Origin of the sequence: Methyloprofundus sedimenti (genome assembly GCF_002072955.1) — a bacterium.
GTDB classification, from domain to species: Bacteria; Pseudomonadota; Gammaproteobacteria; order Methylococcales; family Methylomonadaceae; genus Methyloprofundus; species Methyloprofundus sedimenti.
Genome location: NZ_LPUF01000005.1, coordinates 50,739 through 63,511 on the forward strand (window position 1 = coordinate 50,739; position 12,773 = coordinate 63,511).

Sequence of the window (12,773 nt, forward strand, 5' to 3'; positions counted from 1 at the left end):
GTGGGCAGGATAATAGAATATCCTGCTCATTAGAGTTATTGTGAAATAATTAAGTGTATTATATTGATGCACTAAGCAAAATATGCAAGACGGAGTAATTTAACTTATGGCTACTATTAACCAGTTGGTTCGTAAGCCGCGCACAAGAAAAATTGAAAAAAGTAATGTGCCAGCGCTTGAGGCTTGCCCTCAAAGACGTGGTGTTTGTACGCGTGTTTATACAACAACGCCAAAAAAACCAAACTCAGCACTACGTAAAGTAGCGCGGGTAAGACTAACTAGCGGTTCAGAAGTTAGTAGTTATATTGGTGGTGAAGGGCATAATCTGCAAGAGCATTCTGTTGTTCTAATTCGTGGAGGTAGGGTAAAAGATTTACCTGGTGTTCGTTATCACGTAGTCCGCGGAAGTTTAGATACTTCAGGTGTGGCGAGTCGTAAATGTGGCCGTTCTAAATATGGCACAAAAAAGCCTAAGGGCTAAAAATTCAAAGAACTAGTGTTGGTGATATAAATGTCAAGAAGAAGAGCGGCGATAAAACGAACAGTTTTACCAGACCCAAGATATAGTAGCGTTACTTTAACCAAATTTATGAATATGGTTATGGTTGACGGGAAGAAGTCAGTAGCAGAAAAAATCGTCTATGGTGCATTTGAAGCTGTTGAAGCTAAAGGTCATGCAGAGCCATTAGAGGTTTTTACTAAAGCACTAGAGAATATACAGCCTCGCGTTGAAGTAAAATCAAGACGAGTCGGTGGTGCAACTTACCAGGTACCTATTGAAGTTAGGCCGAGTCGTCGTGTGGCATTGGCTATGCGCTGGATGATTGAGGCATCGCGTAAAAGAAACGAAAAAACAATGCCTTTAAAATTAGCTGGCGAAATGATGGATGCAGTTGAGGGACGTGGTTCTGCAGCTAAAAAGCGCGAAGATACACATAGAATGGCAGAAGCAAATAAAGCATTCTCGCATTATCGCTGGTAGTATAGTAGGTTTTTGGGGTGCCGCGTGTAACACCGATTGAAAAATATCGGAATATAGGGATTATGGCTCATATCGATGCGGGTAAAACCACAACGACAGAGCGAATTTTATACTATACAGGCGTTTCTCATAAAATGGGAGAGGTTCATGATGGCTCAGCTGTTATGGACTGGATGGAGCAAGAACAGGAAAGGGGTATTACCATCACCTCAGCAGCAACGACCTGTTTCTGGTCTGGCATGGAAAATCAGTACGATAAGCATCGTATCAATATTATTGATACGCCAGGACACGTAGATTTTACAATTGAAGTTGAGCGCTCACTGAGGGTTCTTGATGGAGCTTGTGCGGTATTTTGTGCTGTTGGTGGCGTAGAGCCACAGTCAGAAACGGTTTGGCGTCAAGCTAATAAATACAAGGTTCCTAGAATAGTTTTCGTCAATAAGATGGATCGTTCAGGGGCTGATTATTTTAGAGTTATAAAGCAAATTGCTACTCGCCTATCAGGCAATCCAGTACTTATGCAGATTCCGGTGGGTTCAGAGGATGAATTTACTGGCATTGTTGATTTGCTGAAAATGAAAGCCATATATTGGGAAGATGCCAATATGGGGATGACGTTTCGCGAGGAAGCTATTCCTGTTGCTTTGATAGGTGCGGCTGAAGAGTGGCGCGAAAAATTAATCGAAGCTGCGGCCGAGGCTAATGATGAGTTGATGGAGAAGTACCTTGAAGAAGGTGATTTATCCATAGACGAGGTTAAGCTAGGTATTAGAATAAGAACAATTGCCAGTGAGATTTCACCGGTATACTGCGGATCAGCCTTTAAAAATAAAGGTGTTCAAACTGTACTTGATGGAGTACTGGATTTTCTACCTTCCCCGCTTGATGTTAAAGCCATCTCGGGAGAGTTGAAGGATGGTAGTCTTGCGGAAAGGCATGCGTCGGATGAAGAGCCTTTTGCGGCTTTGGCTTTTAAAATTGCAACAGACCCTTTCGTAGGTTCCTTAACTTTTTTCAGGGTATATTCCGGTGTGCTGGCATCAGGTAGCGTTGTCTATAATGTCCTTAAAGGTAAACGCGAGCGAGTTGGCCGGTTGTTGCAGATGCACGCGAATAGCAGGGAGGATGTCTCTGAGGTTAGGGCTGGCGATATAGCCGCTGCCGTAGGCTTCAAAGATGTAACGACAGGCGAAACTTTATGCGCAGAAAATGCGCAGATAATTCTGGAAAAAATGGATTTTCCGGAGCCGGTTATTTCTGTAGCTGTTGAGGCTAGAACAAAAGCTGATCAAGACAAGATGTCTGAGGCTTTGGCTCGATTAATGAAAGAAGATCCTTCTTTTCGGGTGGTAACGGATGAGGAGTCAGGGCAGGTTATAATCTCCGGGATGGGAGAATTACATCTTGAGATTTTAGTGGATCGTATGCGTAGAGAGTTTGCCGTCGATCTGAATGTTGGTTCGCCACAGGTTTCTTATCGTGAAGCAATTAAGCAGGTGACTGAGCAGGAAGGGAAGTTTATTCGGCAGTCTGGTGGTAAGGGACAGTATGGCCATGTAATTATTAGGCTAGAACCAGTGGAAATAGGTTCTGGCTATTCTTTTATCAATGCAGTAACGGGTGGCACGGTTCCAAAGGAATTTATACCTGCTATTGATAAAGGAATACAAGAGCAAATGAAAAACGGTGTCTTGGCGGGTTATCCAGTCGTAGACGTAAAGGTGACCTTGCTCGATGGTTCTTACCATGAAGTAGACTCAAATGAAATGGCTTTTTCCATTGCGGGATCTATGGCCTTTCGAGATGGTACAAAGCAGGCTAAGCCTGTATTGCTAGAACCAGTAATGAAAGTAGAGATCGTGACTCCCGAGGAATATATGGGGGATGTGGTAGGAGATGTAAATAGGCGTAGAGGTATAGTTCTAGGGATGGAAGATACGTCAACAGGTAAGACAATTAACTGCGAAGTGCCGTTAGCTGAAATGTTTGGTTATGCAACTGACCTGCGTTCAGCAACTCAAGGGCGTGCTACTTACAGTATGCAATTTGAAAAATATAATGAGACACCTGCGAAAATAGCAGCTGCAATTATTCAAAAAACTTCATAAGAATTGAATTTAACAAAGGTATGGGCTAATGGCTAAAGAAAAATTTGAACGTAATAAACCACATGTAAACGTAGGCACAATCGGTCACGTTGATCACGGAAAAACGACGCTAACAGCTGCATTAACGAAAGTTATGGCGGAATTACAGGGTGGTGGTATAGTCAAGGCGTTTGATCAAATTGACAATGCGCCAGAAGAGCGTGAACGTGGTATTACAATTGCAACATCACACGTAGAATATGAATCAAAAACGCGTCACTATGCGCATGTAGACTGTCCAGGTCACGCGGATTATGTAAAAAACATGATTACTGGTGCTGCGCAAATGGATGGTGCTATTCTGGTGTGTGGTGCAACTGATGGCCCTATGCCGCAAACAAGAGAGCATATCCTGCTATCAAGACAAGTAGGTGTGCCATATATCGTTGTATTTCTGAACAAAGCTGACATCCTTGCTGATGACTGCGGTGGATTAGGAACAGAAGAATATAACGAAATGATCGAATTAGTTGAAATGGAGCTTCGTGAGTTATTAGACTTATATGAATTTCCTGGTGATGATACACCCATTATAGTTGGATCAGCATTAAAAGCATTAGAAGGTGATACAAGCGAAGTAGGCATGCCTTCCGTCATTAAATTAGTTGAAGCGCTGGATACCTATATTCCAGAGCCCGTAAGAGCAACTGAAGGGTCATTCTTAATGCCTATTGAAGATGTATTTTCAATCTCAGGTCGCGGAACAGTGGTAACGGGACGTGTAGAGCGGGGTATTGTTAAGGTTGGGGAAGAGATCGAAATCGTAGGCATCAAGCCAACAGTAAAAACGACCTGTACAGGTGTTGAAATGTTTCGTAAGCTTCTAGATCGTGGGGAAGCGGGCGATAACGTGGGTATCCTGTTAAGAGGAACAAAGCGTGAAGATGTTGAGCGTGGCCAGGTACTGGCACATGTAGGCTCAATTAAGCCACACACAAGATTCTCGGCAGAAATATACGTATTGTCGAAAGATGAAGGTGGTCGTCATACGCCATTTTTTAATGGATATCGTCCACAGTTCTACTTCAGAACAACCGATGTAACCGGCGCTGTTGAATTGCCAGAAGGAACAGAAATGGTAATGCCTGGAGATAACGTATCAGTAGAAGTAACCTTGATCGCACCAATTGCGATGGAAGAAGGGTTACGTTTTGCGATCCGTGAAGGTGGTCGTACAGTGGGTGCGGGTGTTGTTGCAAAAATCATTGAGTAATAAATATGTCAAGTCAAACAATTAGAATAAGCCTGAAAGCATTTGATCATAAACTTATTGATCAGTCAGCGGGTGAAATTGTTGAAACAGCAAAAAGAACTGGTGCTCAAGTAAAAGGACCGATTCCGCTACCAACAAAACATGAACGTTTTACAATTCTAACTTCACCGCATGTAAACAAAGATGCACGTGATCAATATGAATTGAGAACATACAAGCGTCTGCTCGATATTATCGAGCCGACCGATAAGACAGTTGATACGCTAATGAAGTTAGATTTAGCGGCTGGTGTCGACGTTAAAATAAAGCTTATTTAAGCTTGAGAAGTTTGAGGGTTTACTTATGTCATTAGGTCTAATTGGTCGTAAATGTGGTATGACGCGTGTCTTTACGGAAGATGGTGTGTCAATACCTGTTTCAGTTGTACAAATAGATTCAAATAGAGTTTCCCAGCTTAAAGGGCTGGAAGCAGATGGTTACCGTGCAGTGCAAGTTGCAGCAGGTGAAAAAAAATCGTCAAAAGTTGATAAGGCGATGGCTGGTCATTATGCAGCAGCAAATATGACGGCAGGTCGTGGTTTATGGGAATTCAGACTAAAAGAAGGTGAGGGCGAGGATCTTGAAGTAGGATCTGAGCTCACAGTTGGTCTTTTTGTCGATGGTCAAGTTATTGATGTGCAAGGGACTAGTATCGGTAAAGGTTTTCAAGGTGGTGTAAAACGTCATAATTTTGGTATGCAGGATGCAACTCACGGTAACTCGTTATCTCATAGATCAAATGGTTCTATTGGTATGTGTCAAACACCAGGCAGAGTATTCAAGGGAAAGAAAATGTCTGGTCATATGGGTGCTGCAACAGTTACTACACAAAACCTGACTATTCATTCCATTGATACTGAAAGAAATCTTATATTGGTTAAAGGTGCGATTCCTGGTGCTAAAGGCGGTGATGTAATATTAACGCCAGCAGTAAAGAAAAAAAATAAAGGATAGGACATGAGTGTCAAAATACCAGCACTGAATAGTGCAGACTCTGCGGGTGAAGTAGAGGTTAGTGCAGATGTTTTTGGACGTGAATTTAATGAAGCTCTGATTCATCAGTTAGCTACAAAGGCCATGGCTGGTCAGCGTTCCGGAACAAAAGCACAAAAAAATAGGGCTGCCGTTAGTGGTGGTGGAGCTAAGCCTTGGAAACAAAAAGGTGCGGGTCGTGCAAGATCTGGTACAATACGAAGTCCACTTTGGAGAGGCGGTGGTACGACTTTCGCAGCGCAGCCAAGATCTTTTGATCAGAAGCTAAATAAAAAGATGTATCGCGCAGGAATTCGTTCAATTTTATCTGAATTGCTACGCCAGAATCGTTTGGTAGTTAGTTCTGATATTATGCCTTCGACTCCAAAAACAAAAGAGTTAGTTGCAAAATTGAAAGACTTAAGCAAGAGTCGGGTTTTAATTATTGCGGATGAGTTAACTGAGAATATCTACTTATCTTCAAGGAATGTTGCAAACCTAGAAATCACAACTGCAAACGAACTTGATCCTGTTATGTTAATTGCTGCGGATAGTGTTATTGCTACACCTGCAGCGTTGAAAGTAATTGAGGCGCAGTTATCATGAGTGTAGAGTTTAATCTTTCAAATATTATAAAAGCACCGGTCGTATCTGAAAAGAGCACTGTTGCAGCAGAGAAAGACAATAGATTTGTGTTTAAAGTAGCAAATCAGGCGACAAAATTACAAGTGAAAAAGTCTGTGGAATTGATGTTTAATGTTGAGGTTGAGAAAGTACAACTATTAAATGTTAAAGGTAAAACCAAGAGATTTGGTCGCTTTATGGGCAAGAGATCGGACTGGAAAAAAGCATATGTTAAGCTTAAGCCAGGGCATGATATTGATTTCTCAGCAGCATAACTGAAAGTAAAAGAATATAAAACGGTAGGGTAAATGGCTATTGTAAAATCAAAACCGACATCGCCAGGTTCTAGGTTTGTCGTAAGAATAAAGCATGATGATTTACATAAAGGTAAACCACATGCGGCTTTACTAAGCAAAAAAAGTAAGAGTGGTGGGCGTAATAACAATGGACGCATTACTACTCGTCATATCGGTGGCGGGCATAAGCAAAGCTACCGTATTATAGATTTTAAACGTAATAAGATGGATATTCCCGCTGTTGTAGAGCGTCTGGAGTATGATCCGAATAGAACGGCTAATATTGCTCTCGTCTTATATAAAGACGGCGAGCGTAAATATGTTATTGCGCCTAAAGGTGTGACAGCTGGGCAAGAAATAATTTCTTCAGAGAATGCGCCTGTTAAGCCAGGTAATTGTATGCCTCTGCGTAATATTCCTTTAGGTTCTGTGATTCATTGTGTTGAACTTAAGCCTGGAAAAGGCGCACAAATGGCACGTAGCGCTGGAACATCTGCGCAGCTAATTGCTAAAGAAGGCGGGCATGTTACTTTACGTTTGCGTTCGGGCGAAATGCGTAAAGTATTGGCCGATTGTAAGGCAGTTATTGGTGAAGTTTCAAATTCGGAGCATAACCTAAGGTCACTTGGTAAAGCTGGGGCAACAAGATGGCGCGGAGTGCGTCCTACTGTTCGTGGTGTTGTAATGAATCCTGTAGATCATCCACACGGTGGTGGTGAAGGAAGAACATCCGGTGGTAGACATCCTGTTTCTCCTTGGGGCATGCCAACCAAAGGTTATAAAACCAGAAAAAATAAGCGTACTGACAAGATGATTGTTAGGCGTCGTAACAAGCGTTAGAGAGGAATTAATAAAGTGCCACGTTCAATTAAAAAAGGTCCTTTTATTGATCATCATTTACAGAAAAAAGTGGATGATGCAGTCAGTAGCAATAGCAGGAAACCGATTAAGACTTGGTCTAGACGATCAATGATATCACCTGAAATGTTAGGCTTAACAATAGCTGTGCATAATGGTCGCCAGCATATCCCCGTGCTAGTTTCGGAAAATATGGTGGGGCATAAATTAGGTGAATTTGCGCCGACTCGTACATACAAAGGCCATTTGGCTGATAAAAAGTCAAGATAAGGGTGTGTAATGGAAGTTTCAGCTAAATTAAGTAATGCACCACTGTCTGCTCAAAAAGCAAGATTGGTTGCAAATCAAATCAGAGGACTAAAAGTCGAAGAGGCTTTGAATGTATTGAAGTTCAGTACAAAAAAAGCAGCTGCGATTACTAAGAAAGTACTTGAATCAGCTATTGCGAATGCAGAGCATAATGAAAGTATAGATATTGATGAGCTAAAAGTTTCAACTGTGTTTGTAGATGAAGCGACTACTCTAAAAAGATTTAGAGCAAGAGCTAAAGGTCGTGCAAATCAAATTTTGAAACGTACTTGTCATATTACAGTTAAAGTCGCAGAGTTCGAGTAGGGGCAGAGAAATGGGTCAAAAAGTACATCCAACCGGAATCAGACTTGGAATAGTCAAGGATTTCACTTCAAGATGGTATGCAGATAGCAAAGATTTTCCTGTTTTTTTGCATCAGGATTTAACCGTCCGTGACTATATTTCAAAGAAATTAGCACATGCATCTGTTAGTCGTATTCAAATAAATCGTCCTGCAAACAATGCTCATATAACAGTACATACGGCACGCCCTGGTATTGTTATTGGCAAGAAAGGCGAAGATATTGATTTGTTACGTAAAGAAGTATCTAAAATGATGGGTATTCCTGTACAACTTAATGTTGAAGAAATCAGAAAACCGGAATTAGATGCAAAATTGGTTGCTGAAAGTATCGCTCAGCAATTAGAAAAAAGAATTATGTATCGTCGTGCTATGAAGCGAGCGGTTACGAATTCAATGCGTTTAGGTGCTGAAGGCATCAAAATCAATCTTGGTGGTCGTTTAAACGGTGCCGAAATTGCACGTAGCGAATGGTATAGAGAAGGGCGAGTTCCTCTACATACCTTAAGAGCAGATATTGATTACGGTGTCGCTGAGGCCAATACTACTTACGGTATTATTGGTATTAAAGTCTGGATTTTTAAAGGTGAGGTTTTTAATGTAGACCCTGCTTTAGAAAATTCAGAAAAAACTAAAACTAAAAAATAGGTGAAGGGAAAATATCATGCTTCAACCTAAAAGAACGAAATTTCGTAAACAGCATAAATTAAGAAACACTGGTATCGCAGTTCGTGGATCATCAGTTAGCTTTGGTGAATATGGGCTTAAATCAGTTGATCGCGGTCGAATTACTGCACGTCAAATTGAAGCGGCACGTAGAGCAATAAGCAGACATTGTAAACGTGATGGAAAGATGTGGATTAGAATTTTTCCTGATAAGCCAATTACTAAAAAACCTTTAGAAGTTCGTATGGGTAAAGGTAAAGGTAGTGTTGAATACTGGATAGCTCAAATTAAGCCAGGAACAATGTTATATGAATTACAGGGTGTGCCTGAGAGTTTGGCTCGTGAAGCTTTTACCCTGGCGGCGGCAAAATTACCTGTTAAAACTAAATTTGTAGTTAGGACGGTACTGTAATGAAAGTAACTGAATTACGTCAGAAAAGTGCAGAAGAATTAAATTCAACTCTGGTTGAACTAGGACGTGAACAATTTAATTTACGTATGCAAAAAAACACTGGGCAATTGACTAAACCTGATCAAGTAAAAAAGGTTAGAAGAAATATTGCACGTGTTCAAACAATCGTTAATGAAATGGCGAGAACAGCATAATGAGTGATAATGCAGAAAAAGCACGTACTATAACGGGTCGTGTGGTAAGTAATAAAATGGATAAAACAGTGACTGTCTTAGTAGAGCGGCTTATTAAGCATCCTGTATACGGTAAATATATTAGAAGATCTACAAAGTTATTCGCACATGATGAGAATAATCTCTGTAACGAAGGTGATGTAGTATCAATAAAATCATGTCGTCCGTATTCAAAAAATAAAACGTTTAAATTAGTTGAAGTAATCTCGAAAGTGAACTAATCAACTGTTTTAAATAACTAGTAAAAGTAAATTAGGTATTAAATAATGATTCAGATGCAAACTAACCTTGATGTCGCTGATAACAGCGGCGCAAAAAAGGTCATGTGTATCAAAGTTCTCGGCGGGTCGCATAGAAGGTATGCTGCGATTGGGGATATTATTAAAGTCAGCATTAAAGACGCAATCCCGCGCGGCAGAGTTAAGAAAGGCGAAGTTTATAATGCTTTAGTTGTTCGGACCAGAAAGGGTGTACGCAGAACTGATGGCTCGCTTATAAGATTTGATGGCAATGCAGCGGTTATATTAAACGCTCAACTTCAACCATTAGGCACGCGTATTTTCGGGCCTGTGACTCGTGAGTTGAGAAATGAGAAATTTATGAAAATAATTTCTCTTGCGCCAGAAGTATTGTAAGGGTCTTAAATATGCAAAAACTTAAACAAGGTGACGAAGTCATCGTTCTTATCGGAAAAGATAAGGGCAAACGAGGACGGATCAGCAAATTCTTAAAAGAAAAGATTTTGGTTGAAGGTGTTAATCAAGTTAAAAAACATCAAAAGCCAAATCCTAACGCTGGTGTTCAAGGTGGCATAATTGAAAAAGAAATGCCCATCCATAAATCAAATGTTGCGCTTTACAACCCTGCTGCCAAGGCTGCAGATAAAGTAGGCTTTAAAACATTGGAAGATGGCAGGAAAGTCCGTTATTTTAAATCTAATAATGAAATTATTGATGTGTAGGTATAATCATGGCTAGATTACAAGAAGATTATAAACAAAAAGTATTGCCTGCATTGATGGAAGAGTTCAAATACACATCAATAATGCAAGCTCCGAAAATAACTAAAATTACTTTAAACATGGGTTTAGGTGAGGCTGTTGCGGACAAAAAAGTTGTCCAGGCTGCACTGAGCGATATGGAAAAAATTAGTGGTCAAAAACCTGTTGTTACATTGTCACGCAAATCCATAGCGGGTTTCAAAATACGTGATGATATGCCAATTGGCTGCAAAGTAACACTTAGGTCTGACAAGATGTATGAATTCCTTGACCGCTTAATTAGTATAGCGATTCCCAGAATTCGCGATTTTAGAGGTTTAAGTCCTAAAAGCTTTGATGGTCGTGGTAACTATAGTATGGGTGTAACCGAGCAAATTATCTTTCCTGAAATTGATTACGATAAGATCGATACTTTGCGTGGTATGGACATTTGTATCACTACAACCGCTACAACAAACGAAGAAGGTTTGGCTTTGTTGAAGCAGTTTAACTTTCCATTTAAGAGCTGACCAATATGGCTAAAAAATCAATGATAGCTCGTGAACAAAAGCGAGTTAAACTGGTAAAACAGTATGAAGCAAAAAGAGCTTCTTTAAAAGAAATCATACGAGATCCAAATGCTTCAATTCAAGATAAGGATGAAGCTAGTCTAGCATTGCAAAAGTTGCCCAGAGATTCAAGTGCAGCCCGATTGCGTAACAGATGCAATATTACCGGCCGTCCTCATGGTTTTTATCGCAAATTTGGCCTAAGTAGAAACAAGCTTAGAGAAGCCACTATGCGTGGGGATGTACCAGGCTTAACAAAAGCCAGCTGGTAATCGACTAGTTAGAATTGGAGAAAAAATATGAGCATGACAGATCCAGTTGCAGACATGCTTACCCGCATCAGAAATGGGCAGTCTGCAGGAAAAATAATCGTTAATATGCCGTCTTCTAAACTTAAAGTTGCAATTGCACAAGTTTTGAAGGACGAAGGTTATATTAATAACTACTCTACAGAGACTACGGGTACTCACGTATCAATGTCAGTAGAATTAAAATATTACAAAGGTAAACCCGTAATTGAAAAGGTAAAGCGTATAAGCAGGCCTGGTTTACGTGTGTACAAGTCAAAAGATGAATTACCGAAAGTTCTTGGTGGTTTAGGTGTTGCAATCGTATCTACTTCTAAAGGTGTTATGACTGATCGCGCGGCTCGTGCAATTGGTCATGGCGGTGAAGTACTATGTACAGTTTGTTAGGGATAGGGGAAATTTATGTCTAGAATTGCAAAAAGCCCAATCACTATACCAGCTGGTGTTGAAGTTAAGGTTGATGGTTCTACTGTTTCAGTTAAAGGCTCTAAAGGTCAGCTAAGCATGCAAAAGCATCCGTTAGTTGAATTAGGTATGTCTGAGTCTACAATTAACATGAAGTGGGATCAAAATAATAAAAAAGCGACTGCTCTTGCAGGAACGACTCGTGCTAATGTTGCGAATATGATTTTCGGAGTAACAAATGGCTTTGAAAAGAAACTGACTCTTGTTGGTGTTGGTTATAGAGCCCAGGTTAAAGGTAAAATACTTAACTTGAGCCTAGGTTTTTCACATCCAATTGATTTTCCAATGCCAGAAGGTATTGAAATTGAAGCGCTAAGTCAAACCGATATAGTTGTAAAAGGGATAGATAAGCAACTTGTTGGTGCAGTATCTGCGGATATAAGAGCGTATAGGCCTCCTGAGCCTTATAAAGGTAAAGGTGTTAAGTATGCTGATGAGCATATTGTTAGAAAAGACGCTAAGAAAAAATAGGCTAACAAAATGAATAAAAAAGCATCTCGAATGAAAAGAGCACTTAAACTAAGATCCAATATTAAAAGATTGGGTACTAATCGTTTATCAGTGCATAAAACATCGAAACATATATATGCTCAGGTAATTACTGAGAATGGAACTGTTACAGTAGCTAGCGCCTCTACTACTCAAGCTGATATTAAATCAGCTGTAAAGAGTACTGGTAATATTGAATCAGCGGTTTTAGTAGGTAAGGCAGTAGCTGATAAAGCAATCGCTGCAGGAATTACTGAAGTAACTTTTGATCGTTCTGGTTTTAAATATCATGGCCGTGTAAAAGCATTAGCTGATGCTGCTCGCGAAGCTGGCTTGAAGTTCTAGGGGATAATAATGGCAAATGCACCTCAACAAGCGAATTCAGACGGATTGCAGGAAAAATTAGTTTCTGTCCGTAGGGTCGCAAAAGTTGTTAAAGGCGGTAGAGTTTTCGGATTTACTGCACTTACAGTAGTGGGCGATGGAGATGGCAATGTAGGTTATGGCGTTAGTAAAGCTAAAGAAGTACCCATAGCAATACAAAAATCACTAGAGCAAGCAAGAAAAAATATGCACAAAGTTTCTTTAAAAGGCGATACTTTGCAATATTCAATTATGTCTGAAGTAGGCGCGGCAAAAGTATTTATGCAGCCGGCTACAGAAGGTACGGGAATTATTGCTGGAGGACCTATGCGTGCAGTTTTTGAAGCGGTTGGCGTTCATAATGTCTTAGCTAAATGTATCGGAACTAATAATCCGATCAATGTTGTGCGAGCAACAATTGATGGCCTGGCTCATATGAACAATGCTGAACAAATCGCTGCAAAACGTGGTTTATCAGTTGAAAAGATCACAGGGTAATTGAC

The 12,773-nt window shown here is 40.4% G+C and carries 23 protein-coding genes; all 23 read left to right on the forward strand.

The annotated features are described in order from the left end of the window. Window positions 1–106 precede the first annotated feature (106 nt). Genes rpsL through rpsE form a run of 23 tightly spaced genes read left to right on the forward strand, consistent with a single transcriptional unit; the run spans window position 107 to window position 12,768 of the window. Window positions 107–481 carry a 30S ribosomal protein S12 gene (gene rpsL / locus AU255_RS18935; protein ID WP_080524446.1) on the forward strand — a complete coding sequence of 125 codons (375 nt, stop codon included), beginning with the start codon at window positions 107–109 and terminating at the stop codon, window positions 479–481. A gap of 30 nt (window positions 482–511) precedes the next feature. After that, a complete protein-coding gene (gene rpsG, locus AU255_RS18940) occupies window positions 512–982 on the forward strand; it encodes a 30S ribosomal protein S7 (protein ID WP_080524447.1) in 471 nt (156 codons plus the stop codon). Between the two features lie 17 nt (window positions 983–999). Next, window positions 1,000–3,093 (forward strand): elongation factor G, encoded by a 2,094-nt coding sequence (fusA, locus tag AU255_RS18945; RefSeq protein ID WP_080524448.1) that lies wholly within the window; start codon window positions 1,000–1,002, stop codon window positions 3,091–3,093. Between the two features lie 28 nt (window positions 3,094–3,121). Further along, on the forward strand, window positions 3,122–4,345 hold the full coding sequence (gene tuf, locus AU255_RS18950) for an elongation factor Tu (RefSeq protein ID WP_080524449.1): 1,224 nt from the start codon (window positions 3,122–3,124) through the stop codon (window positions 4,343–4,345). 5 nt (window positions 4,346–4,350) lie between these two features. Further along, window positions 4,351–4,662, forward strand: a complete 312-nt coding sequence (gene rpsJ, locus AU255_RS18955) for a 30S ribosomal protein S10 (protein WP_080524450.1) — start codon at window positions 4,351–4,353, stop codon at window positions 4,660–4,662. A 25-nt stretch (window positions 4,663–4,687) separates the two neighbouring features. Continuing rightward, the gene (gene rplC / locus AU255_RS18960) at window positions 4,688–5,338 is read left to right on the forward strand and encodes a 50S ribosomal protein L3 (protein WP_080524451.1); all 651 of its coding nucleotides are present in this window, start codon (window positions 4,688–4,690) and stop codon (window positions 5,336–5,338) included. Window positions 5,339–5,341: 3 nt separating this feature from the next. Further along, window positions 5,342–5,962 (forward strand): 50S ribosomal protein L4, encoded by a 621-nt coding sequence (gene rplD / locus AU255_RS18965; RefSeq protein WP_080524452.1) that lies wholly within the window; start codon window positions 5,342–5,344, stop codon window positions 5,960–5,962. Beyond that, entirely contained in the window at window positions 5,959–6,255 is a 297-nt protein-coding gene (gene rplW / locus AU255_RS18970) for a 50S ribosomal protein L23 (RefSeq protein ID WP_080524453.1), read from the forward strand. The genes rplD and rplW overlap by 4 nt, the downstream gene beginning before the upstream one ends. A gap of 33 nt (window positions 6,256–6,288) precedes the next feature. After that, the gene (gene rplB / locus AU255_RS18975; RefSeq protein ID WP_080524454.1) at window positions 6,289–7,116 is read left to right on the forward strand and encodes a 50S ribosomal protein L2; all 828 of its coding nucleotides are present in this window, start codon (window positions 6,289–6,291) and stop codon (window positions 7,114–7,116) included. Between the two features lie 15 nt (window positions 7,117–7,131). Next, window positions 7,132–7,404, forward strand: a complete 273-nt coding sequence (rpsS, locus tag AU255_RS18980; protein ID WP_080524455.1) for a 30S ribosomal protein S19 — start codon at window positions 7,132–7,134, stop codon at window positions 7,402–7,404. Between the two features lie 9 nt (window positions 7,405–7,413). After that, window positions 7,414–7,749 (forward strand): 50S ribosomal protein L22, encoded by a 336-nt coding sequence (gene rplV, locus AU255_RS18985; RefSeq protein ID WP_080524456.1) that lies wholly within the window; start codon window positions 7,414–7,416, stop codon window positions 7,747–7,749. A gap of 10 nt (window positions 7,750–7,759) precedes the next feature. Further along, window positions 7,760–8,434, forward strand: a complete 675-nt coding sequence (rpsC, locus tag AU255_RS18990; RefSeq protein ID WP_080524457.1) for a 30S ribosomal protein S3 — start codon at window positions 7,760–7,762, stop codon at window positions 8,432–8,434. A gap of 16 nt (window positions 8,435–8,450) precedes the next feature. Beyond that, the gene (rplP, locus tag AU255_RS18995; RefSeq protein ID WP_080524458.1) at window positions 8,451–8,864 is read left to right on the forward strand and encodes a 50S ribosomal protein L16; all 414 of its coding nucleotides are present in this window, start codon (window positions 8,451–8,453) and stop codon (window positions 8,862–8,864) included. Further along, window positions 8,864–9,058: a 50S ribosomal protein L29 gene (gene rpmC / locus AU255_RS19000; RefSeq protein WP_080524459.1), complete on the forward strand. Its 195-nt coding sequence runs from the start codon at window positions 8,864–8,866 to the stop codon at window positions 9,056–9,058. Before rplP ends, rpmC begins: the two co-directional genes overlap by 1 nt. Further along, window positions 9,058–9,318: a 30S ribosomal protein S17 gene (rpsQ, locus tag AU255_RS19005; protein ID WP_080524460.1), complete on the forward strand. Its 261-nt coding sequence runs from the start codon at window positions 9,058–9,060 to the stop codon at window positions 9,316–9,318. The genes rpmC and rpsQ overlap by 1 nt, the downstream gene beginning before the upstream one ends. Before the next feature lie 45 nt (window positions 9,319–9,363). Then, entirely contained in the window at window positions 9,364–9,732 is a 369-nt protein-coding gene (rplN, locus tag AU255_RS19010) for a 50S ribosomal protein L14 (protein WP_080524461.1), read from the forward strand. Window positions 9,733–9,743: 11 nt separating this feature from the next. Beyond that, window positions 9,744–10,058 (forward strand): 50S ribosomal protein L24, encoded by a 315-nt coding sequence (gene rplX / locus AU255_RS19015; RefSeq protein WP_080524462.1) that lies wholly within the window; start codon window positions 9,744–9,746, stop codon window positions 10,056–10,058. Between the two features lie 8 nt (window positions 10,059–10,066). Then, window positions 10,067–10,606, forward strand: coding sequence for a 50S ribosomal protein L5 (gene rplE / locus AU255_RS19020; protein WP_080524463.1), 540 nt, complete (start codon window positions 10,067–10,069; stop codon window positions 10,604–10,606). Between the two features lie 5 nt (window positions 10,607–10,611). Then, window positions 10,612–10,917 carry a 30S ribosomal protein S14 gene (gene rpsN / locus AU255_RS19025; protein WP_080524464.1) on the forward strand — a complete coding sequence of 102 codons (306 nt, stop codon included), beginning with the start codon at window positions 10,612–10,614 and terminating at the stop codon, window positions 10,915–10,917. 27 nt (window positions 10,918–10,944) lie between these two features. After that, window positions 10,945–11,340, forward strand: coding sequence for a 30S ribosomal protein S8 (gene rpsH, locus AU255_RS19030; protein ID WP_080524465.1), 396 nt, complete (start codon window positions 10,945–10,947; stop codon window positions 11,338–11,340). A gap of 15 nt (window positions 11,341–11,355) precedes the next feature. Beyond that, window positions 11,356–11,889 (forward strand): 50S ribosomal protein L6, encoded by a 534-nt coding sequence (rplF, locus tag AU255_RS19035; protein ID WP_080524466.1) that lies wholly within the window; start codon window positions 11,356–11,358, stop codon window positions 11,887–11,889. 9 nt (window positions 11,890–11,898) lie between these two features. Next, window positions 11,899–12,252: a 50S ribosomal protein L18 gene (gene rplR / locus AU255_RS19040; protein ID WP_080524467.1), complete on the forward strand. Its 354-nt coding sequence runs from the start codon at window positions 11,899–11,901 to the stop codon at window positions 12,250–12,252. Between the two features lie 9 nt (window positions 12,253–12,261). Then, on the forward strand, window positions 12,262–12,768 hold the full coding sequence (gene rpsE / locus AU255_RS19045; protein WP_080524468.1) for a 30S ribosomal protein S5: 507 nt from the start codon (window positions 12,262–12,264) through the stop codon (window positions 12,766–12,768). Window positions 12,769–12,773 lie beyond the last annotated feature (5 nt).

Excerpts from the sequence above, each read along its gene's own strand:
- rpsL (WP_080524446.1), top strand. The coding sequence starts at position 107 with ATGGCTACTATTAACCAGTTGGTTCGTAAGCCGCGCACAAGAAAAATT.
- rpsQ (WP_080524460.1), top strand. The coding sequence starts at position 9,058 with ATGAGTGATAATGCAGAAAAAGCACGTACTATAACGGGTCGTGTGGTA.
- rplX (WP_080524462.1), top strand. The coding sequence starts at position 9,744 with ATGCAAAAACTTAAACAAGGTGACGAAGTCATCGTTCTTATCGGAAAA.
- rpsN (WP_080524464.1), top strand. The coding sequence starts at position 10,612 with ATGGCTAAAAAATCAATGATAGCTCGTGAACAAAAGCGAGTTAAACTG.
- rpsG (WP_080524447.1), top strand. The coding sequence starts at position 512 with ATGTCAAGAAGAAGAGCGGCGATAAAACGAACAGTTTTACCAGACCCA.
- rpsJ (WP_080524450.1), top strand. The coding sequence starts at position 4,351 with ATGTCAAGTCAAACAATTAGAATAAGCCTGAAAGCATTTGATCATAAA.
- rplE (WP_080524463.1), top strand. The coding sequence starts at position 10,067 with ATGGCTAGATTACAAGAAGATTATAAACAAAAAGTATTGCCTGCATTG.
- rplR (WP_080524467.1), top strand. The coding sequence starts at position 11,899 with ATGAATAAAAAAGCATCTCGAATGAAAAGAGCACTTAAACTAAGATCC.
- rplN (WP_080524461.1), top strand. The coding sequence starts at position 9,364 with ATGATTCAGATGCAAACTAACCTTGATGTCGCTGATAACAGCGGCGCA.
- rpsE (WP_080524468.1), top strand. The coding sequence starts at position 12,262 with ATGGCAAATGCACCTCAACAAGCGAATTCAGACGGATTGCAGGAAAAA.
- rplB (WP_080524454.1), top strand. The coding sequence starts at position 6,289 with ATGGCTATTGTAAAATCAAAACCGACATCGCCAGGTTCTAGGTTTGTC.
- rpsC (WP_080524457.1), top strand. The coding sequence starts at position 7,760 with ATGGGTCAAAAAGTACATCCAACCGGAATCAGACTTGGAATAGTCAAG.
- rpsH (WP_080524465.1), top strand. The coding sequence starts at position 10,945 with ATGAGCATGACAGATCCAGTTGCAGACATGCTTACCCGCATCAGAAAT.
- rpmC (WP_080524459.1), top strand. The coding sequence starts at position 8,864 with ATGAAAGTAACTGAATTACGTCAGAAAAGTGCAGAAGAATTAAATTCA.
- rplW (WP_080524453.1), top strand. The coding sequence starts at position 5,959 with ATGAGTGTAGAGTTTAATCTTTCAAATATTATAAAAGCACCGGTCGTA.
- rplP (WP_080524458.1), top strand. The coding sequence starts at position 8,451 with ATGCTTCAACCTAAAAGAACGAAATTTCGTAAACAGCATAAATTAAGA.
- rplD (WP_080524452.1), top strand. The coding sequence starts at position 5,342 with ATGAGTGTCAAAATACCAGCACTGAATAGTGCAGACTCTGCGGGTGAA.
- rplC (WP_080524451.1), top strand. The coding sequence starts at position 4,688 with ATGTCATTAGGTCTAATTGGTCGTAAATGTGGTATGACGCGTGTCTTT.
- tuf (WP_080524449.1), top strand. The coding sequence starts at position 3,122 with ATGGCTAAAGAAAAATTTGAACGTAATAAACCACATGTAAACGTAGGC.
- rplF (WP_080524466.1), top strand. The coding sequence starts at position 11,356 with ATGTCTAGAATTGCAAAAAGCCCAATCACTATACCAGCTGGTGTTGAA.
- rplV (WP_080524456.1), top strand. The coding sequence starts at position 7,414 with ATGGAAGTTTCAGCTAAATTAAGTAATGCACCACTGTCTGCTCAAAAA.